General features: G+C 49.9%; 18 protein-coding genes. 8 read left to right on the forward strand and 10 right to left on the reverse strand.

Annotated features, from left to right (window positions below):
- From ICL55_RS24970 to ICL55_RS24985, 4 genes are all read left to right on the forward strand, one after another.
- Window positions 1-753 (forward strand): zinc ribbon domain-containing protein, encoded by a 753-nt coding sequence (locus tag ICL55_RS24970; RefSeq protein ID WP_168810381.1) that lies wholly within the window; start codon window positions 1-3, stop codon window positions 751-753.
- 283 nt (window positions 754-1,036) lie between these two features.
- Window positions 1,037-2,524, forward strand: coding sequence for a tetratricopeptide repeat protein (locus tag ICL55_RS24975; protein WP_188102584.1), 1,488 nt, complete (start codon window positions 1,037-1,039; stop codon window positions 2,522-2,524).
- A gap of 39 nt (window positions 2,525-2,563) precedes the next feature.
- Window positions 2,564-4,210 carry a DNA repair protein RecN gene (gene recN / locus ICL55_RS24980; protein WP_188102586.1) on the forward strand — a complete coding sequence of 549 codons (1,647 nt, stop codon included), beginning with the start codon at window positions 2,564-2,566 and terminating at the stop codon, window positions 4,208-4,210.
- Window positions 4,211-4,325: 115 nt separating this feature from the next.
- A complete protein-coding gene (locus ICL55_RS24985; RefSeq protein ID WP_188102588.1) occupies window positions 4,326-5,138 on the forward strand; it encodes an enoyl-ACP reductase FabI in 813 nt (270 codons plus the stop codon).
- Window positions 5,139-5,309: 171 nt separating this feature from the next.
- Here ICL55_RS24985 and ICL55_RS24990 read toward each other — a convergent pair whose 3' ends face one another.
- The gene (locus tag ICL55_RS24990; protein WP_012794455.1) at window positions 5,310-5,531 is read right to left on the reverse strand and encodes a DUF2795 domain-containing protein; all 222 of its coding nucleotides are present in this window, start codon (window positions 5,529-5,531) and stop codon (window positions 5,310-5,312) included.
- 100 nt (window positions 5,532-5,631) lie between these two features.
- Between ICL55_RS24990 and ICL55_RS24995 the strand changes: the two genes are divergently transcribed.
- The gene (locus ICL55_RS24995; RefSeq protein ID WP_188102590.1) at window positions 5,632-6,282 is read left to right on the forward strand and encodes an ABC transporter ATP-binding protein; all 651 of its coding nucleotides are present in this window, start codon (window positions 5,632-5,634) and stop codon (window positions 6,280-6,282) included.
- 111 nt (window positions 6,283-6,393) lie between these two features.
- On the opposite strand, the gene ICL55_RS25000 is transcribed toward ICL55_RS24995, so the two are convergent.
- From ICL55_RS25000 to ICL55_RS25010, 3 genes are read right to left on the reverse strand one after another with little or no spacing between them, the layout of a single operon-like run.
- Window positions 6,394-7,296, reverse strand: coding sequence for a histone deacetylase family protein (locus ICL55_RS25000; RefSeq protein ID WP_188102592.1), 903 nt, complete (start codon window positions 7,294-7,296; stop codon window positions 6,394-6,396).
- A gap of 14 nt (window positions 7,297-7,310) precedes the next feature.
- Window positions 7,311-7,976 carry a ligase-associated DNA damage response endonuclease PdeM gene (gene pdeM, locus ICL55_RS25005; protein WP_188102594.1) on the reverse strand — a complete coding sequence of 222 codons (666 nt, stop codon included), beginning with the start codon at window positions 7,974-7,976 and terminating at the stop codon, window positions 7,311-7,313.
- Between the two features lie 20 nt (window positions 7,977-7,996).
- Window positions 7,997-10,447, reverse strand: coding sequence for a ligase-associated DNA damage response DEXH box helicase (locus ICL55_RS25010; protein WP_188102596.1), 2,451 nt, complete (start codon window positions 10,445-10,447; stop codon window positions 7,997-7,999).
- A 51-nt stretch (window positions 10,448-10,498) separates the two neighbouring features.
- Here ICL55_RS25010 and ICL55_RS25015 point away from each other — a divergent pair, with 51 nt between their 5' ends.
- Entirely contained in the window at window positions 10,499-11,821 is a 1,323-nt protein-coding gene (locus ICL55_RS25015; RefSeq protein WP_188102598.1) for an NCS2 family permease, read from the forward strand.
- On the opposite strand, the gene ICL55_RS25020 is transcribed toward ICL55_RS25015, so the two are convergent.
- Complete coding sequence (locus ICL55_RS25020; protein WP_188102600.1) at window positions 11,822-12,853, reverse strand: S66 peptidase family protein; 1,032 nt, start codon at window positions 12,851-12,853, stop codon at window positions 11,822-11,824. It abuts the gene before it with no gap.
- Window positions 12,854-13,071: 218 nt separating this feature from the next.
- Window positions 13,072-13,653: a porin family protein gene (locus tag ICL55_RS25025; protein WP_188102603.1), complete on the reverse strand. Its 582-nt coding sequence runs from the start codon at window positions 13,651-13,653 to the stop codon at window positions 13,072-13,074.
- 196 nt (window positions 13,654-13,849) lie between these two features.
- Here ICL55_RS25025 and ICL55_RS25030 point away from each other — a divergent pair, with 196 nt between their 5' ends.
- The gene (locus ICL55_RS25030) at window positions 13,850-14,434 is read left to right on the forward strand and encodes a hypothetical protein (protein WP_188102606.1); all 585 of its coding nucleotides are present in this window, start codon (window positions 13,850-13,852) and stop codon (window positions 14,432-14,434) included.
- On the opposite strand, the gene ICL55_RS25035 is transcribed toward ICL55_RS25030, so the two are convergent.
- Complete coding sequence (locus ICL55_RS25035; protein ID WP_188102608.1) at window positions 14,431-15,036, reverse strand: hypothetical protein; 606 nt, start codon at window positions 15,034-15,036, stop codon at window positions 14,431-14,433. The genes ICL55_RS25030 and ICL55_RS25035 overlap by 4 nt on opposite strands.
- Before the next feature lie 42 nt (window positions 15,037-15,078).
- Window positions 15,079-15,567 (reverse strand): Lrp/AsnC family transcriptional regulator, encoded by a 489-nt coding sequence (locus ICL55_RS25040; RefSeq protein ID WP_188102610.1) that lies wholly within the window; start codon window positions 15,565-15,567, stop codon window positions 15,079-15,081.
- Window positions 15,568-15,687: 120 nt separating this feature from the next.
- Between ICL55_RS25040 and ICL55_RS25045 the strand changes: the two genes are divergently transcribed.
- Entirely contained in the window at window positions 15,688-17,079 is a 1,392-nt protein-coding gene (locus ICL55_RS25045; protein WP_188102612.1) for an MFS transporter, read from the forward strand.
- A 6-nt stretch (window positions 17,080-17,085) separates the two neighbouring features.
- Here ICL55_RS25045 and ICL55_RS25050 read toward each other — a convergent pair whose 3' ends face one another.
- Together ICL55_RS25050 and ICL55_RS25055 are read right to left on the reverse strand one after the other, a co-directional pair.
- Complete coding sequence (locus tag ICL55_RS25050) at window positions 17,086-18,687, reverse strand: ATP-dependent DNA ligase (RefSeq protein WP_188102614.1); 1,602 nt, start codon at window positions 18,685-18,687, stop codon at window positions 17,086-17,088.
- A gap of 4 nt (window positions 18,688-18,691) precedes the next feature.
- Window positions 18,692-19,699, reverse strand: coding sequence for a ligase-associated DNA damage response exonuclease (locus ICL55_RS25055; RefSeq protein WP_188102616.1), 1,008 nt, complete (start codon window positions 19,697-19,699; stop codon window positions 18,692-18,694).
- Window positions 19,700-19,766: the final 67 nt, after the last annotated feature.

Consider the following 19,766-nt stretch of genomic DNA (forward strand, 5'->3'; position numbering starts at 1 on the left):
ATGGCTACCGTAAAAGAATACTCCGTTGAAGAAAAATTAGCATCTGTGCTCAAGCTGCAGAAGATTGATTCCAAGCTGGATGAAATCCAGGTGTTGAAAGGGGAGTTGCCGATTGAAGTAAAGGACCTGGAAGATGAGATCGAAGGGTTAAATACACGTCAGTCTCATATCGAAAATGAGATCAAAGGTATCCAGGACTTCGTTGCCAGCAAGAAAACTGCTATTAAAGATGCAGAAGCGCTGATCAAGAAGTATGAGAAGCAGCAGGACAATGTGAAGAACAACCGTGAGTTTGAGGCGATCACCAAGGAAATGGAGATGCAGTCACTGGAGATCAAACTGGCTGAAAAGCATATCAAAGACGCGAACGAAGAGATAAAAGAAAAATCCCGCACCCTGGAAGTGGCTAAAAAGGCGATCGCCGACAAAGAGGCTAACCTGAAGCACAAGAAAGGGGAACTGGAGAAAATCGTAGCAGAAACGGAGAAAGAGGAAAAAGCTTTCCGCAAGGAAAGTGAAGACGCTAAAGCCAAGGTAGACCCCCGTTTACTGGCTGCTTACGAGAAAATCCGCAAAAACTACCGTAACGGCCTGGCCGTGGTAACGGTAGAGCGTGACTCCTGCGGCGGTTGCTACAACGCGATCCCTCCTCAACGTCAGGCAGAGATCCGTCAACACAAAAAAATCATCGTTTGTGAGCACTGCGGCCGTATCCTGGTAGACAACGACCTCGAGGCGACTGTTACCATCTGATGCGATCAGGCACACCGAAAACATTGAAAAAGGGCATCCATGGATGCCCTTTTTTCGTATAGGTGTTATCGTTATAAAAATATACTAATTTATTTAGCTTTGTTTTACTAAATATGTTAGCTTTGCCCCTGTACACCATACGCAGGTAGTTTGCGTAGCAGTTCTTTTAATTTGTGGCAGGAAATTGGATGGGGCATGCAACATTTAAAAAATGTGAATTGTTAATTTGGGATTTGTGGAATTGTTGTGTGAGATTTGAGATTATTCCAGGAATTTTGCCCTTATGCGTATTATTTTTTCTTTGATTCTTTTGCTGGGATTAGGATTTACCGTTGAAGCAAGACAGAAGACCTATGATTTCAACAGCCGTTGTGAACAGGCGTATGAAGCCATCATGGAATTACGGTTGAACGCCGGCAAGGCGCTGTTGGAAGCAGAAAAGAAAGAAAACCCGGACAACCTGGTGCCTTATTTTCTGGATAACTACGTGGACTTTTTCCCGTTGTTTTTCAATGAAGACCCGGCAGAATACGCCCGGAAAAGAGGCATGCGCTCCATCCGGCTGGATATGATGCTGGAAGGATCACCGGATTCTCCCTATTATCTGTATACACAGGCGGCCATCAAGTTTCAATGGGCGATGATCAAAATCAAGTTCAATGAAAAATGGGACGCTACCTGGGAGATCCGCAAAGCTTACATGACCCTGAAGGAAAACCAGCGCCGGTTTCCGGACTTTATGCCTAACCGCTTATTACTGGGAGCCATGCAAACGGTTTTCGGCACTATCCCGGAGGGGTATAAGTGGATTACCAACATTCTGGGAATGAAGGGAAGTATCCATCAGGGCATGGAAAATGTGAATGCTTTTATTGAAAGCAATGCGCCGGAAGCTAAACTGTTCAGGGAAGAATCCTATTATTACTATTGTTATCTGATGCTCTTTATTGTGAATAAACCCGAGGACACCTGGGCTTTTCTGCAAAAAAAGCAGCTGGATACCAAGAATAACTACCTGTATGCCCTGATGGTGGCCAACCTGTCACTGAACAACCAGAAGGCAGCCAATGGCATCCGGGTACTGGAAGAACGGCATGACTCCAATGAATATGCAGATATAGAATACTATAACTATGTGTTCGGATTGTTGAAACTGACCCGGCTCGACAGCGATGCGCACGTATACCTGGAGCGGTTCGTCAACGATTTTAAAGGGAAGTTCTATGTGAAGGAGTGCCTGCAACGGTTAAGCTGGTTCTATTACCTGGAAGGCAATCAGACCATGGCCAACAAATACAGGAACATGATCCTGAGCCGGGGCGGTACGGAAACAGATGCCGACAAACAGGCGCTGAAGGAAGCGGAAAGCGGCAAATGGCCCAATCCCTTCCTGTTGAAAGTGCGATTGCAGAGCGACGGCGGGTTCTTTAATGAGGCACTGAAACTGCTGCTGACAAAAAAAGCGTCCGATTTCCCTGCCATGGAAGACAAACTGGAATATGCCTATCGCCTTGGCCGTATCTATGATGAAACCGGACAAGACGACAAAGCCATTACCATGTACGAAGTGACGATCAAGGTAGGAGCTAACAGGCCGGAGTATTATGCCGCCAGAGCTTCCCTGCAATTAGGGTATATTTACGAAAAACGAAAAGATAAAACCAAAGCCATTCAATGTTATCAGCAATGTATGGACATGAAAGGCCACGATTATAAAAACTCCCTCGACCAACGGGCAAAAGCAGGCATACAACGTGTAAACGGCAGTTGAACGGGGAGGAAAATTGTGATTCAAGTTATTTCCTGACTTATGTTACAGCGACTAATCATTAAAAACTACGCCATTATTGACCACCTGGAAGTGGATTTTTCAGGTAACCTTAATGTCATTACCGGTGAAACCGGTGCCGGTAAATCTATCCTGCTGGGCGCCCTTTCCATGATCCTGGGAGAACGCGCTGATCCCGGAGTACTGTTCGATAAAACCGGCAAATGTGTGATTGAAGGCATCTTCAAGGTGAAAAAAACACAGGTGGCCGCTTTTTTTCAGCAACATGAACTGGACCTGGAAGACCCGCTGATCATCCGTCGGGAAATCAGCGCTGCCGGCAAATCAAGGGCGTTTGTAAATGATACTCCTGTTAACATATCCCAGCTGTCTGAGCTGGCAGGCTACCTGGTAGACCTGCACCAGCAATTTGATACCCTGGAACTGGGCAACGCCGATTTTCAGCGGGAAGTAATTGACGCACTGGCCAAACCATCTGCTTTACAGGTTTACCATAACCTGTTCCTGCAATACCTGCAGGTGCAGAAAAAATACAAACAGCTGCAGGATGACCGCGATCAGGCCAACAAAGAGCTGGACTATAACAAATTCCTCCTGGATGAGCTGCTGGAAGCGGATTTCAGTCCCAATGAAGTGGAAGAGCTGGACAATGAGCTGCAGCTGCTGACACATGCGGAAGAGATCAAAAATACCCTGAACCGGGTATTTTTCCAGCTGAAGGAAGATGAACAACCCATCCTGCAACAGCTGAAACAACTACAATCCTCCATTCAACATATTTCCTCGTTCCACAAAGACATGCCGGCCGTATCGGAAAGGATGCTGTCTGCCTATCTGGAACTACAGGACATTGCCGGTGAAGTAGACAGTATCAACGATCAGGTACATTACGACGCACAACGCATTGAGCAGGTAAATGAACGGATGACGCTGGGATATCGGCTCTTCAAGAAACACGGCGTACAGACCACCGACGAACTGCTGGTCATCAAAGACACGCTGGCTGCAAAAGTAGATGGTGTGCTGAACCTCGATGAGCAGCTGGCGACGCTGGAAAAAGAACAGGCGCAGCTATACGAGGCGCTGGTGAAGGATGCGGCGGCCATTACAGCCGAAAGGCAGGAGCAGGTGGCGCCTTTTGAGAAAAAGGTAAACTCGCTGCTGGCGCAGGTAGGCATGCCCAATGCGCGCCTTAAGGTAGATATTGTACAGGGAGAGCTGAACCCTTACGGACAAGATACCATCGAGTTCCTGTTTGATGCCAACCGCAGCAACCAGTTTGCACCGGTAGGCAAAGTGGCTTCCGGTGGTGAGTTGAGCCGTCTGATGCTCTGCATCAAATCACTGGTGGCGCAATCAGTTGCATTGCCTACCCTCATCTTCGATGAAATTGATACCGGTATTTCCGGTGAAGCTGCCAGACAGGTGGGCGTTATCCTGAAAGACCTGGCCAAGGCACATCAGATCATCTGTATTACGCACCAGCCGCAGATTGCCGGTAAAGCTGACGCACATTATTTTGTATATAAAGATGCCCGTGCGGAAAAAGTGACCACCAGCGTAAGGCTGCTCTCTATGGAAGAGAGAATAGACAAGATCGCGCAAATGCTCAGTGGAGAACGGCCTACAGCCGCTGCCCTTGAAAATGCCCGCGAAATGGTAAGATAACACAGGCGTAACCGTTATTGCTTCCCTGCCCGAATGCTAAAAAGCCATGGCAGGGAAGCAATAACTTTTTTTTTCAACTATAACGACTATTTTTGCCAAAATTAATTTTGACCAAATGGCTCATAACTTATTAAAAGGAAAGAAAGGTATCATCTTTGGTGCACTGGACGAAAAGTCTCTGGCCTGGAGAACTGCGCTCCGTTGTGTGGAAGAAGGCGCTGAAATAGTGCTCACCAATGCACCTGTCGCGCTGCGTATGGGTGAGATCAACAAACTGGCTGAAATCTGCAAGGCCCCTGTTATTCCGGCAGATGTAACCATCACGGATGACCTGAAAAATCTTTTTACCAAATCCATGGAGCATTTTGGCGGTAAAATAGATTTTGTACTCCACTCTGTGGGCATGAGCCTGAACGTTCGTAAAGGACGCTCTTATACAGACCTGGACTATGACTTTTCGCTGAAAACCCTCAATATTTCCGCACTGTCTTTACACCGTGTGCTGCAAACCGCTTATCAGATGGACGCCATCAACGAATGGGGTTCTGTAGTGGCACTCACTTATATCGCTGCACAACGTGCATTCCCTGACTATAGTGAAATGGCTGATGCTAAAGCGATGCTGGAATCCGTGGCCCGCAGCTTCGGTTACCACTATGGTATCAAAAATAAAGTACGTGTGAACACGGTATCCCAGTCCCCTACGCCGACTACTGCCGGCAGCGGTGTGAAAGGTTTCGGTGGTTTCATCGGCTACGCAGAAAAAATGAGCCCGCTGGGCAACGCTTCTGCTGACAACTGCGCTGATTACCTGGTGACCCTGTTCTCCGATATGACCAGAATGGTAACGATGCAGAACCTCTATCATGACGGCGGATTCTCCTTCACCGGTGTTTCCAATGCTATCATGGAAGCATTAGACAAATAATAACATTTAGCCATTTAGTTATTTGATTATTTAGGGATTTTCCCTTTCAGAAAATACTTAAATAATCAGATAACTAAATAACCAAATAAAAAAGCCGTTACAACAGTAACGGCTTTAATTTTTTATCAGGCACAGGGTGCCGGGGAGTAGTACACTATAAACGCTCAGGATCTAGTACTCATCTTCATTAAAGAAGAAGTCGTCTTGCGACGGATAATCAGACCAGATATCTTCAATCCCCTCATAAATTTCTCCCTCATCCTCCAGCTCCTGCAAATTCTCGATTACTTCGATCGGTGCACCGGAACGAATGGCGTAATCAATAAGTTCGTCTTTAGTAGCTGGCCATGGAGCGTCCTCCAGGTATGAAGCTAATTCTAATGTCCAGTACATCTTATTAAAATTTTTACTTTTTAATTTTCCGCAAAAGTATTATTTAATTTGAAATAAACAACTTTTACTATTTTATCGGTTATTTACTTTTCTTTGGGTTATGCTAACCGCTCGCAATGTTACCAAAAATTATTCCAACTTACCGATTCTCAGGGGAGTAGATATTACTGTCAGTAAAGGTGAGATCGTAACGATCGTTGGGTCGTCCGGGGCAGGCAAAAGTACGCTGCTGCATATACTCGGAACACTGGACCAGCCCACCCAGGGCGAGATCTGGCTGAATAATGTCAATCTGACGGGTTTAAGCGGCAATGAGCTGGCTGACTTCCGGAACCGACATATTGGCTTTATCTTTCAGTTCCATCACCTGCTGCCTGAATTCAGTGCGCTGGAGAATGTCTGCATCCCCGGTTTTATTGCCGGTACCCGCAGAAGCGAGGTAAAGGAAAAAGCAGCGTTTTTACTGAAAACCCTCGGCCTGGGGCATCGTTTGGAGCACAAACCAAATGCGCTCTCCGGTGGCGAACAACAGCGGGTGGCTGTGGCGCGTGCGCTGATCAACAACCCCGACGTGGTAATGGCCGATGAGCCTACCGGTAACCTCGACTCCCACAACGCCCGGGAGCTGCACAATATGTTCCTTCAACTGAGAGATCAGTTTCAGCAAACCTTTATTATCGTTACGCACAACGAAGAGCTGGCTCCGTTGAGCGACCGGCAATTACTGATGAAAGACGGACGGATCATTTAGAAATTCTGATATTTTGTCATTTTGATATTAATAGGGTTCTTAAACGGCATCGCCCTGTTATTCAGGGTTATAGCCGATAAAGGATCTGCTAAATATCAAAATCTCTAAATATCAAAATCCGTAAATGCTCAGTCCTGTTTTGAAGGTATGGCAATGCGCGTTCACAATATCGCTGATGCGGGTGGAATAACCGCCACCCATGGCCACAGCGCAGGGGATGCCGTGCCTGTGCAGCAGGCTGAAAACGATTTCGTCCCGCTGCCGGCAGCCTTCAGCGGTTAGTTTAAGTTTACCAAACCGGTCTGTTTCCAGCACATCCACCCCTGAGAGATAACATACGATATCGGGCTTTACCTGCTCTATCAGCCGTGGCAGCGCTTCTTCCAGCAGTTGCAGGTAGGTGCTGTCTGTGATGCCATCCGGCAGCGGGATGTCCAGATCGGAGGTCTCTTTATGGAAGGGATAGTTATGGGCGCCATGCATGCTGAACGTAAACACCCGGTCGTTGCCGGCAAACAAGGCAGCGGTGCCGTTGCCCTGATGTACGTCCAGGTCGGTGATCAGCACTTTTTTCACTTTCTTTTGTTGCAGCAGATAATTGGCCGCTATGGCGAAGTCGTTGAGCAGGCAGAAGCCTTCTCCCCGGTCGGCGAAGGCGTGGTGGGTGCCACCGGCCACATTGAAGCCGATGCCGTGGTCCAGTGCGTGCAGCGCAATATCGATGGTGCCCTGTGCGATAACGATCTCCCGTTGGGTAAGCCGGGGCGACTGGCGGAAGCCGATATGCCGTTGCTCTTTGTCCGACAGTGTTTGATCGCGCAGCTTCTCCCACCAGTCGGCGGTGTGGGTGGCCAGTATCACTTCTTCGGGGGCTGGTTCCGGCATAAACAGCTGTTCATGGCTGATAACGCCTTCCCGCAGCAACTGTGCCGGTATCAGCTCGTATTTTACCATCGGAAAACGATGATCGGCCGGTAACGGATGAGCATATATGTCGTGGTAAGCTATCTTCATGATGATCGGAAAACTTATTGCGTCCGGATAATCGATTTTCCGGCGATTACAAACACCGGTTCGTCCGGATAAGGGTCCAGGGTCGCCAGGCCGGTAAAGTCGCCAAAAGCGGGTAAAATGCCGCAATGCCGGCCAAAATAAAAGCAGGGTAGACGGAGCCGTTGTTTGGCAGGGCCGGCCATCACCACTGCAGGGTGCAGGTGGCCGGAAAACGTGTACTGATAACCGTTGTTGTCACCGCAAGGCTCATGGATAAAATGAATATCCCGGACGGTCAGGGTATCATGGGTATTTACCTCCAGCTGGCTGTATACTTCTTCGGCCATGATGTCATGGTTGCCCAATACCAGGTCTACCCGGATATGGGAAAACTGGCCGCGCCATATTTTGAAATACTGTACTTCGTTATTGTGACGGCTATGGAACATATCGCCGACAATAATGAGCCGTACCGGCAGATAGCGTGTAATCAGCTGTTGCAGCCGGAACAGGTCTTCCTGCATAATACCTGCCGGCACGGCAATGCCGGCTTTACGGAAATGGGCTGATTTACCCAGGTGCAGGTCAGAAAGGATCAGTGCTTTTTCTTCTTCCCAGTAGATCGCCTTTTCCGGCAACAGATGCCAGTGTTGTTGTTTGAACCGGAATATTTCCCCCGCCGCGGTGTCCTTGTTTTGCATGGGCTGCAAATTATTAATTCTTATCCGTTGACGGCAATCAATTTTTTAATCCTGTCTTCCAGTTTCTCGCTGGTCATGGTGTCCCGCAGGCTGTCTACCTTGATGGGGAAGCAGAAAGGCGTCAGTTTATCCGGCTCCGTGATCACGATATGGCTTTGTGCGATACGCTCCAGCGTTTCGCGGAGGCGCGCTTCTTCCATCTGGTAGAAAAAGGCTTCGTTGAAAGCCTGCTTCAGCAGCAGGTTCTGCGGGTCGTAGTCTTTAAACACATTGAACAATAACGAGGCAGACGACTGAAGGTGCCGATTCGCTTTGTGTTTGCCCGGATATCCCTGAAAGATCAGGCCGGCGATGACAGCGATATCGCGGAATTTGCGGCGCGCCATCTCTGTGGCGTTCACGCTGGTTTGCAGCTCTGTCAGCAGGTTGTCGGTCGTAAACAATGCTTTGGCGTTTTCTGCGGTCAGCGGTATCGGCTGGTCAGACAGCAACTCAAAGCCATAGTCGTTCATGGCGATGGAGAAGGTGATGGGCTGTATACGGCTGATACGGTAAGCCAGCAGGGCGGCCATTACTTCATGTACCAGCCGGCCTTCAAAGGGATATACGAAAAGATGGTAACCATCTTTGGTGGTAATTTTTTCGATCAGCAGCTCGTTGTCTTTCGGAATACGGGACAGCTCTTCCTGGCGGCGGAACAGCGGTTGCAAGGCTATCAGCTCCGGGTCTTTCGTCTTGCGGGAAAGCGCCTCATTGAATTTCTGGCGCAACATCCGGCCCAGGTTGGACGACAGCGGGATGCGCCCGCCCATATAACTGGGCACGATGGTCCGTTTGGCGTTGGACTTGCGCACCAGCACGGTCATGTCTTTGATCATCACAAACTCGAGGTTGCGGCCGGCGAGGGTGAAGCTGTCGCCCGGCGTGAGCCGGGAGATAAAGCTTTCTTCGATCACGCCCACATAGCCGCCGCTCATGAATTTCACTTTGAGCATGGCATCGCTGACGATGGTGCCGATATGCAGCCGGTGCCGCATGGCCAGCATACGGCTTTTGCAGTAGTAGTGGCTGCCTTGCCGTTCCAGTTTGCGGAATTCATCGTAGCTGCCAAGCGCATCGCCGCCGGTGGTGAGGAAAGCGAGTATCCACTGCCATTCATCTTCTGTGAGATGTTGATAGCAAAAGGTTTTACGGACTTCCTCGTAGATCTCCGGTGCATGGAAGCCGTCAGAAACGGCGAGTGTCATGAGGTATTGCAGCAATACATCGTATGCCAACAATACGGGCATGCGACTTTCTATCAGATCTTCTTCCATGGCTGCTTTGAGCGCAGCGGCTTCCACCAGCTCGAGGGCGTGGGTGGGCAGGAAAAAGATGCGGCTGATGGCGCCCGGCTGGTGGCCGCTACGGCCTGCCCGTTGCAGGAAGCGGGCCACCCCCTTGGGGCTGCCTACCTGTATCACGGTATCTACCGGGCGGAAATCCACCCCCAGGTCGAGGCTGGCGGTACATACCACCGCTTTCAGGATACCGTTGTGCAGCGCTTCTTCCACCCATATACGCAGTTCCATATCGATGGAGCCGTGGTGGAGCGCCAGCGCACCGGCCAGCATGGGCTCGTGCTTGAGCAGCGACTGGTACCATATCTCCGATTGTGAGCGGGTGTTGGTGAACACCAGGGTCGTCTGGCTATTGTCGATGATAGGCAATGCCTGCGGCAGCATGCGGATGCCAAGGTGGCCGGCCCATGGATAGTTTTCTATCTCATGAGGAATCACGCTTTGCAGGGCGATGTTCTTTTTCAGATCGGCGCGGATGATCAGCCCACCGTTGTGATAGGGGCCCAGCAGTACTTCCAGGGCTTCATCGAGATTACCGATGGTAGCGGAGATGCCCCATATTTTCAGCGATGGCCGTAACCCGCGCAGGCGGCTTAGTCCCAGCTCCACCATCACGCCTCTTTTGCTGCCCAGCAGTTCATGCCATTCGTCCACTACCACCGTGTGCAGGTGTTTGAAAACAGCGGGGTATTCCTTTTGGGCCAGCAACAGGTGCAGGCTTTCGGGCGTGATGATCAGCACCTCCGGCATTTGTAATTTCTGGCGGGCGCGGGTGGCCACAGGGGTGTCACCACTGCGGATGCCTACTTCCCAGGGGATGTCCAGTTCCCGCAATACCTCGTCCATGGCGCGCCCCAGATCTTTGGCCAGCGCACGGAGCGGTGTTACCCACAGCAGCTGCAGGCCATTCTTAGCTTTTTTCCGGTAGTCTTTTGGATGGGCATCAATCCAGGCGATCACGGCGCCGAGGAAGAGCGAGAAGGTTTTGCCAAACCCGGTAGGCGCATTCACGATCCCCGACTGGCCCTGCAGGTATGCCTCCCAGGCATCTTCCTGGAACCTGAAAGGCTGAAGGCCCTTCTCTGCCAGCCATCCGGTAATCACTTTCCATCCACGCGAATGTTGTTGCATGAAATGAAATTAGGATAAAATGATAAATCGTGAATCGCTTATTTTTGCAGCATGCTCGCAAAATTTTTCAGGCTCTCCGAAAACAACACTACGGTAAAGAAAGAAGTACTCGCCGGATTGACCACCTTTTCTACCATGGCATATATTCTTGCCGTGAACCCCAGCATCCTGTCCAGGACGGGGATGGATTTTAACGCATTGATCACGGCAACAGCGCTGGCAGCGGCCATTGGCACGCTGGTGATGGCACTGTATGCGCGCCTGCCCATTGGCGTGGCGCCGGGCATGGGGCTGAATGCTTTTTTCGCTTATACCATTGTATCGGGTATGGGCTATAGCTGGCAGTTTGCGCTGACAGCGGTTTTCCTGGAAGGGATCATTTTCATCATTCTATCGATGTTCCGGATACGGGAGGCAATTATCAACAGTATACCGGAAAACCTCAAACATGCTATCTCTGTGGGTATCGGACTATTGATAGCGCTGATCGGGATGGCCAATGCCGGTATTATTGAAACCGGTATGCGGCATGTAGGGGATGGCCGGCTGGAGGGCGTGATCCTGAAAATGGGGGATGTAACCAGTCTCGGGCCATTGATTGCGTTGATAGGCCTGATCATCAGCGCCGTGCTGATGTACCGGAAGGTAAACGCTGCTTTGCTGATCGGAATTTTGGCGGCCACGGTAGTCGGCATCCCATTAGGTATTACCCATCTGCCCGAAGGGCACCTGGTAAGCCTGCCACCCTCTGTGACGCCTATCGCTTTTAAACTGCAATTTGACAAGATATTCAGCCTGGATATGGTGATGATTTTATTCACCCTGTTGATGGTCAACCTGTTTGATACCGTGGGGACCCTGATCGGCCTTTGCAATAAAGCCGGACTGCTGGATGAAAATGGCCGGCTGCCCCGGGCCAAGCAGGCGCTGATGGCGGATGCGGTGGGTACTACTGCCGCCGGTCTGTTAGGTACCAGTGTGGTAACTGCCTACGTGGAAAGCGCCAGCGGCGTGGCCGCAGGTGGAAGAACGGGATTAACGGCACTCACCATATCCGTGATGTTTTTACTGTCGCTGTTTTTTGCGCCGGTATTTGCCATGATACCGCAGGCGGCTACAGCGCCGGCGTTGATCATTGTGGGCATGCTGATGATGGGTTCGGTGGTGAAAATTGATTTTAATGATGTGACGGAAGCCATCCCGGCGTTCCTGGCCATTGTGATGATGCCTTATACCTATAGCATTGCCGAAGGCATCGTGTTCGGTATGTTGTCTTATGTATTGTTGAAAGTGTTGACGGGCCAATACAAACAGATCAGTCCAGTGATGTATGTACTGGCCATTCTGTTTATCGTCACTTTTATGGTGAAATAGTTATTCCTTTAACAGCACCTTATCGTCCGCCACTGTCAGCGTATGCATCATGCCACATTTAAGGGCATAGTTGTTTTTCTGGTGTCCTGACGGGAAATTGAAGCACACCGGGTATTTGAAGTTTTTTACTTTTTCCATCACGATGTCGTATACCGTGCGACCGAATTCTTCGCCGGGATCATCTGGTTTTATTCTGTTGAAACCACCGATAATGAGCCCGGCGAGGTTGTCCAGTTTATGAGAGCGCTGCAGGGTGTTCAGCATACGGTCGATGTTGTAAAGATATTCCCCCACTTCTTCCAGAAAAAGAATTTTACCGTTGGTGTCAATTTCAGAATCAGTTCCTGAAATGCTTTGTATCACCGACAGGTTGCCTCCTATCAATACACCTCGGGCCGTGCCTTTGCGGTTGTTGGCATCCGTAGGTACTGTATACTGCATCTTCTTCCCGGTCAGCGCCTGATAGATAGACATGATCGTGTCCTGTATGATCGGTTCTGCTTTATTAAAATCGTCCGGGAAGCTATTACACATTTTGGAATGCAGGGTAGCAATACCAAAGTGTCGATTGACATGGCAATGCAAAGCGGTGATATCACTAAAACCGATGATCCATTTGGGATGGTGCTGAAAGCGGGAGAAGTCCAGCTGGTCCAGTATCCGCGCTGTTCCGTATCCACCGCGGCCGCACATGATGGCTTTTACGTTAGGGTCATTGAGCATGACCTGCAGGTCTTTGGTCCTCTCTGCGTCTGTGCCGCCAAAGGAATAATCCCGCATACCAACGGTATTGCCTATACGAATATTGAATCCCCATCTCTCCATCATACGCAGCGAGGGTAGTATTTCTTCTTTGTTGATATAACCGGCGGGGCAGGTGATACCAATGATGTCTCCGGGTTTAAGGTAAGGAGGGATTTGTGGTTCTTTAGCGGGGGCAGTACCGGTAATACCCATGGCAGCCAGACTTTGGGTGGCGGGTATACCGATACCGGCGGTCATCAGGGTGGATAAAAAATGTTTACGGTTCATGGAATTAAAATAGCATATTTTCTCGCAAAGCACGCAAAGATTTTTCACGCAAAGCAGCAAAGCAGCAAAGCAGCAAAGATTTTTTTAAGATTAATAAGAAAGCAAAGAAGTGGAGATCACATTTAATCTTCGCTCCTTTGCTTTCTCTGCTTACTTATATAGTCTTTGTTGCTTTGCTGCTTTGCGACTTTGCGTGAACAAACAATGGGAAAGGCCTGCTATTTGCCCTCAAAGGTATAGGTGATACCGACTTTGCCGGTGTTATTATAGAAGGTGGCATTTTCACGTGTTTGTACGCCGAGGGAGTACCGGGCATTCACGCCAAAGCCGCGGGGAAGCTGATAGCCAATGCCCAGGGAACCACTTACATTGAGCCGGTTGTAATGTCCGATAATGCTATGTGTGTCGCCATAGATATCTTCTTTGGCATCGATGAGGTAATTCACTTCAGGACCGGCTTCCACGTATAGTTTAGGTTTGGCGTAATATTTTACCATCAGCGGGATGCTGATATAGTCTTCTTTTCTTTTAGCTTGTGCTACATGATCATCCGGCGTGGTATAATACTGTCCCGGGTTCTGGTTACGGTAATATACCAGTTCCGGTTGTACCGCCCAGTGTTTATTCAGTTTAATTTCTGTAAAGCCGCCGGCATAGGCACCTGGCCGGAAGTTATCAAATCGTGCATCGTTGTTAGAAATATTCAGACCGCCTTTCAAGCCAAAGTTCACTTTTTTCTGGGCGTAGGCGCCCGCTGCCGCTGACATGGCTGCCAGCGATACAAATAGCATTTTTTTCATTTTACAGTGTTTGACAGGTGATGTAAATACGACTATATAGGTTGTGACAGTAACGCATTACGGTTGTAAAAGTAACCGCGCAAATGTTAAGGAAATCCTTACAACACGGTTTTTGATTTTTTTTAACGTAACTGATAAGTTGGCTTTGAAAACGAGCATGGCAACGTTTTTGCAGCGTATGGGCAAAACTTCGTATATGCGCTGTCTGTTTGCTTTAGTCGGATTGCTGTTCACCACGTGTGTTGTAAACGCTCAACAGGAAGCCTGGCAGATTGTGCCGGGAGCGTCTGTGGGGCATGTAAAACTGGAGATGCCCGCCAATGAGCTGGCATCGCTGGGTAAACCGGATGCCGGTGATGCGGCCATGATGAAAGCATGGCGCATATGGTATGGTCATAAGAAAGACGGTACAACGGATTCATCGTCTGTACTGGCAGTATTTACCGCCATGCGTACGCAGGATACCCAGTATGTGAAAGAGATCAGGGTTACCTCTCTCCGGTTCCGGACAGCCAAAAATGTAGGTGCCGGCAGTACCATGAGCGCTATCAGAAAAGCCTATCCCGGATTACATTTGGCTAAAGTATACGTATCCAAAAACAAGGCCCGCCGCATTGAAGTATATGATGATGAACAACTGGGGATAGCTTTTGAAACGGCTAATTCCCGCAGCAGCCGCGCATTGTGCAGCATGGTGGTGGTGCATACGCCGGGCGAAGCGCCGGGCAGTTACCTCGATTATCACATTGGTTTCGACAACCTGCTACCGTCAAAACGTTAAATACCCCTGCGGACAGCATGAATATTGTAGGAAAGCCCTGCGCTACCGATACCGTATATATCAGGATTGTATTGGTTACTGTTGAACAGATAGCTGAAATGAAGCCCCAGTGATGTATGGCCGATCAGAAAACGGCAACCGGTAGTAAACACCGGGCCGGACACATGCACCTGATCGGTAATGCCTTCTTCTTCGTCCACGTCATTGATATTGCGGCTGCCATTATGGAAGCCATAACCGGCACCGGTAAAGATGCCCAGCCGGGTATGTGCGCCGGACGTGGCAAAGGTGCCATAGTTGTAGGTCACGAGCAAAGGCACATCCGCCATAAAAAAGCTGGTGGAGTTACCGCCCGAATAACGGTTGTAGCTGGAGCGCAAGCTCCCGCCCAGCGCGAGTTGTGTGCCTATCGCAAAGGCGGAACGGCTGGAGATAACGCCGAAATTAAATCGCGGTGAATAAATAATGCCTCCGGCAAAATGATTGTTACCGGTATACAAGCCGGCGCCCACGGAATGCGCGAAATAGCGCGACTGCCCGCTGGCCGGCATAACGGTAAATAAAAGACATAGTGCATACAGCCATGTGTATAGCTTTAACATAGGTTCGCGGTGTAGGTTTAGGGTATGAATTACTGTCCACCACTAATATACGACCTGATGTGTTTCTTTTATAACAGAGATCACAAAAATACTTTGGGTATGACTCAAATTGTCTAATTCTCCCAGTTTATTCACATAAAACTCGCGGTATTCGTCCATGTCTTTTACCTGTACTTTGATCATAAAATCAAATTCCCCGGAGATATTGAGGCATTCTGTCACTTCCTGAAATGAAACGATTTCCTGAATGAATTTTTTGCCGTTTTTTTTGTTGTGCTCTTTAAGGGTGATGTACACCAGCACTGTCATTCCTTTATTGATTTTCCTGGGGTCCACGATGGCGGCATACTGTCTGATCACCCCTGCCTGCTCCATTTTGCGGATGCGTTCATACACCGGCGTTGTACTCAGATTCAGTTGCCGGGCAATATCGCGGATCGTCATTTTAGCATCCTGTTGCAACAGGCGAAGTATGCCCATGTCTTTTTCATCCAGTGTCAGTGGTGGCGTCTGTTCTTTTTTATGGTCCATTTTATGATGTTTTTAGAAAAATAATCTATCGGTAGATATAATTGTGTGTGTTTGTTCCAAAATTATTAAAATTGATCGATTGGTGTTCTAAAATTCTAGGTTTGTGGCGAAAATGGAACTATGGAAAAGCGAATTATTCTGACGGTGGCCTGCATGGCAATTTTTTTTGAAGCACTGGACGTATCAGTGTTGAACATGGCATTGCCGGGCATGCAGGCGTATTTCCATTTTGGTCCTGACGCCATTCAGTGGGTACAAACCGTATATGTATTGTTTTATGCGGGGTTTGTATTGTTGGGTGGCCGGTTGTCGGACACCATGGGAAGAAGGAAGATATTTATCACCGGCGCTATTCTGTTTGTGTTGGCCTCATTGGGAGCCGGCTTTTCCATGTCATTTGCCTGGTTGTTGTGTTTCCGCGCCCTGCAGGGCTTAGGTGTAGCGTTAGCCATACCTGCGGCCATGGCCATTATCAGCCATACCTTTACGGAACCGGCAGAGAAGAACAGGGCTTTCGGCATCTTCGGCGCGATGGCGGGTATCGGTTTCGCTACCGGACTGGCCATCGGTGGACTGATCAGCGCCTGGATGGGATGGCAGTGGGTTTTCTTTATCAATGTGCCGGTGATTGGCGGTGCTATTGTGTTGGCATTCCGGTTTATTCCGCGTGACCGGCAGCAGGAGCGGCAACAGGACAGCAACCTGCTAAGCGGGATATTGATTACCCTGCTGCTGATGCTGTCGGCCTGGCTGATACACGATCTGGGCCATATTGCGGCGCATCCTGCTGCTTTTGGGTTATCACTGGCATCGCTGCTGGCAGCCGGGATTTATTTTGTCCGGAGAGAACGCGTACATGCGTCGCCGTTAGTCGACTTTGACCTTTTCCGGTTGAAGGGAGTGGTGACCGGCAATATTGGCGCCACCTTGCTGGGTAGTACCTTCCTGCCCTATATTTTTCTGCTGACACTGTATTTGCAGGAAGTGCTGGGCTTTAGTTCCTCACAGGCGGGGTTATTATTGTTTCCCTTCAGTATCTTATCCGGACTGATATCCAAATATGTACTTCCTCATTTGTTTCATAAGCTGGGTATCACCCGCACCGGCATAACGGGCAGTTGTTTCATGTTAGGTGGTATCCTGTTTTTTGCGTTGAGTTATTTCACGGCCTGGCATGTACCGTTTATGCTGCTGGCGGTATTATGTATCAATTCACTGGGCATGTCTATCACCTTTCCTGCGATCACGATCCTGGCCATACAGGCTGTTCCGGAAACGCAGCATGGACTGGCTTCGGGCATCAATGGTACCTGCAATGCCATGGGTGGTGGATTGGGATTGTCGCTGGTAGGACTAATGATGCAATTGGCGGTTACGAATCGTTGGAACAGTTATGCCGCAGGGCTTATTGTACTGGCGCTGATAGCCATGGGGGCGATATTGCAGCTTTGTCGTTTCTGGTGGCGGGAGTCTTCCGTGGCCCAACCGCAGTTGGTAGAAGTACCGTCCTGATAAGGCTTATATTTCCATTCCGCCGCTTTGCCGCAGCAGTGCTTTCAGATCATCGAGGGTATTAATTTCTGCTACCGGTTTATCCTGCCTCCATCTGTTGATACGCGGGAAACGCAGGGCTACGCCCGATTTGTGCCGGTTGGAAGCCGCAATGCCTTCAAATGCAATTTCAAATACCAGCTGCGGCTGTACCGTACGCACCGGCCCGAATTTCTCCAGCGAATGCCGTTTGATCCAGTTGTCCACTTCTGCAATTTCTTTGTCCGTGAGGCCGGAATAGGCTTTGGTAAAGGGTACCAGCTGATCGCCGTCTTTTACGGCGAAGGTATAGTCGGTGTAAAGGTTGGAGCGGCGCCCATGTCCTTTCTGCGCATATATCATCACTGCATCGATGGTATATGGATCTATTTTCCATTTCCACCAGTCGCCACGCTTGCGACCTACCTGATAGGGGGCGCTTCTTTTTTTCAGCATGAGTCCTTCGCTGACCTGATCGCGCGCCAGTTCCCGTATCTGAGCCAGATTGTCCCATGAGGCAGCCGTTACTTCCGGCGACAGTAGCAGGGCTGGTTGTTGCTGCATATGGATCAGTTGTGTCAGTAATGTTCTCCTTTCTATCAGTGGTTTTTCTCTGATATCGGCGCCTTCCCATTCCAGCAGATCGTAGCTGAGAAAGGCCACCGGCGCTTCCTGCAGCTGTTTACGGGTGACATTTTTTCTGCCGATGCGTGTTTGCAGTGTCTGAAAGGGCAAGGGTCTTTCGTTGGCGTAGGTGAGGATTTCACCGTCTATCACCGTACCGTCGGGGAGGGTGTTTGTGAGTGGTATGAATTCAGGGAATTTATCGGTAATAAGTTCTTCACCGCGTGACCATACAAACAGTTGTCCTTCTCTTTTGATGATTTGTCCGCGGATACCGTCCCATTTCCATTCCGCCTGCCAGGCTTCGATGGGGCCGAGGCTGGCGGGAGCTTCCTCCAGCGCATAAGCGAGGTAGAAAGGGTAGGGCCGTGAGGCGTCTGCGCCGCTGGTGCTCTGGTGCAGCAGCGCTTCAATGGTCACGGTGCCGGGGTCCCAGCTGCCGCTGATCATATGCGAGAGGGTAGCGGCCGGGATATCGTAGGTTTTGGCGAGTGCGTTGACCATCATTTTCTGTGATACCCCGATGCGGAAACCGCCGGTGATCAGTTTATTGAAGACGAAGCGCTCTCCATCGTCCAGTGTGTCCCATGTTTGCAGGATGAAAGTTTGTTTTTCCGCTTCCGTCGCTTTCTCCAGCAGTTGCAGTTGCTGTAGCCAGTAATGTAACGGATGACTGGCGGGATGGGTACGTGGCGGCAACAGGAGGGCGATCGTTTCGGCGAGATCACCAACGGTGAGGTAGCATTCGTTGAACAGCCATTCGGGCAGTCCTGTGGCCTGTATGCACCATGTTTTCAGCTGTGTGCTGTTGACCGTGCGTTTAGGTCTGCGGCCGGAAAACAGTGCCAGTACCCAGGTTTTGTCTTTATCCGGGGCGGTGGCGAAATACTGGCTTAGTGCTTCCAGTTTTTCGTTGGTTTTGGTGCTGTTGCTCAGCACTTTGACGAGTTGGGCGAACTGCTGCACGGTATTATGTTTCCGGGTTAGTAATGGTTTCCTCGTCACCGTAGGCGGTGCTCACTTCTCTGGCGTCGATACCTTTTTCGCTGAGATAGCGGGCAAATACGCTGCTGAAGCCATGGGTGGCGTATACGCGTGTGGCACCTGTGGCGGCTACCGCTTCCAGCAGTCCGTTCCAGTCTGCATGATCTGATAGCGCAAAACCGGCGTCGGCATTGCGTCTGCGCATATGACCCCTTACCTGCATCCAGCCGCTGCACACGCCCAGCGAGTAGGGGTTGAAGCGGCGCATCCAGGCCGAATCATCTGCCGAAGGCGGTGCTATGATAACCGCATTTTTAAAAGCTGCTTTAGGTGTATCTGGTGTTATTCTTTCGATATGGGGTAATGGATACCCCTGTTCTATCAACAGGTCGTTTACGTTGGTGATGGCACCGTGGCCCATCATACGGGTAACTTTATCCTTTAGATGAAAGAGCAGCCGTTGGGCTTTACCGAGACTGTAAGCGGTGATGACCGATGCTTTGTTGGCCTGCTGATTTTCGTATATCCAGTTGGTGATTCGGGAGAACAGCTGCTGTTGCGGTTCCCAGCGGTAAATAGGCAAACCGAAAGTAGACTCTGTGATGAAGGTATGGCAGCGTACCGGTTCAAAGGGAGCGGAGATACCATCGGTTTCCAGTTTGTAGTCTCCGCTGGCCACCCATATTTCCCCGTTCAGTTCCACCCTTACCTGTGCAGAGCCGATCATGTGGCCGGCAGGATGTAACGACAGTCTGACACCGTTAAAATAAATACTTTCCCCATAGGCGATGCCCTGCACATGGATATCCGGGCCCAGCCGCAGTTTGAGCAGCGGGATACTGGTTTGCTCACAGAGGTAGTACTGGTTGCCCCAGCGGGCATGATCGGAATGCGCATGCGTGATCACCGCACGTTGTACGGGTTTCCAGGGATCGATATAAAAATCGCCTGCTGCGCACCAGATGCCTTTGTCGGTAAATTGAAGCAGCTCCATATACATGAATATACAAAAAAAGGCCATGGCTGCTGCCATGGCCGTGTTCGACTCAACAAGCTATCAC

The organism is Chitinophaga varians (genome assembly GCF_014529945.1).
GTDB classification, from domain to species: Bacteria; Bacteroidota; Bacteroidia; order Chitinophagales; family Chitinophagaceae; genus Chitinophaga; species Chitinophaga varians.

Excerpts from the sequence above, each read along its gene's own strand:
- ICL55_RS25030 (WP_188102606.1), top strand. The coding sequence starts at position 13,850 with ATGCGCTGTCTGTTTGCTTTAGTCGGATTGCTGTTCACCACGTGTGTT.
- ICL55_RS25055 (WP_188102616.1), bottom strand. The coding sequence starts at position 19,699 with ATGGAGCTGCTTCAATTTACCGACAAAGGCATCTGGTGCGCAGCAGGC.
- ICL55_RS24975 (WP_188102584.1), top strand. The coding sequence starts at position 1,037 with ATGCGTATTATTTTTTCTTTGATTCTTTTGCTGGGATTAGGATTTACC.
- ICL55_RS25025 (WP_188102603.1), bottom strand. The coding sequence starts at position 13,653 with ATGAAAAAAATGCTATTTGTATCGCTGGCAGCCATGTCAGCGGCAGCG.
- recN (WP_188102586.1), top strand. The coding sequence starts at position 2,564 with ATGTTACAGCGACTAATCATTAAAAACTACGCCATTATTGACCACCTG.
- ICL55_RS25020 (WP_188102600.1), bottom strand. The coding sequence starts at position 12,853 with ATGAACCGTAAACATTTTTTATCCACCCTGATGACCGCCGGTATCGGT.
- ICL55_RS25015 (WP_188102598.1), top strand. The coding sequence starts at position 10,499 with ATGCTCGCAAAATTTTTCAGGCTCTCCGAAAACAACACTACGGTAAAG.
- ICL55_RS25045 (WP_188102612.1), top strand. The coding sequence starts at position 15,688 with ATGGAAAAGCGAATTATTCTGACGGTGGCCTGCATGGCAATTTTTTTT.
- ICL55_RS24995 (WP_188102590.1), top strand. The coding sequence starts at position 5,632 with ATGCTAACCGCTCGCAATGTTACCAAAAATTATTCCAACTTACCGATT.
- ICL55_RS25010 (WP_188102596.1), bottom strand. The coding sequence starts at position 10,447 with ATGCAACAACATTCGCGTGGATGGAAAGTGATTACCGGATGGCTGGCA.
- ICL55_RS24985 (WP_188102588.1), top strand. The coding sequence starts at position 4,326 with ATGGCTCATAACTTATTAAAAGGAAAGAAAGGTATCATCTTTGGTGCA.
- ICL55_RS24970 (WP_168810381.1), top strand. The coding sequence starts at position 1 with ATGGCTACCGTAAAAGAATACTCCGTTGAAGAAAAATTAGCATCTGTG.
- pdeM (WP_188102594.1), bottom strand. The coding sequence starts at position 7,976 with ATGCAAAACAAGGACACCGCGGCGGGGGAAATATTCCGGTTCAAACAA.
- ICL55_RS25035 (WP_188102608.1), bottom strand. The coding sequence starts at position 15,036 with ATGTTAAAGCTATACACATGGCTGTATGCACTATGTCTTTTATTTACC.
- ICL55_RS24990 (WP_012794455.1), bottom strand. The coding sequence starts at position 5,531 with ATGTACTGGACATTAGAATTAGCTTCATACCTGGAGGACGCTCCATGG.
- ICL55_RS25040 (WP_188102610.1), bottom strand. The coding sequence starts at position 15,567 with ATGGACCATAAAAAAGAACAGACGCCACCACTGACACTGGATGAAAAA.
- ICL55_RS25000 (WP_188102592.1), bottom strand. The coding sequence starts at position 7,296 with ATGAAGATAGCTTACCACGACATATATGCTCATCCGTTACCGGCCGAT.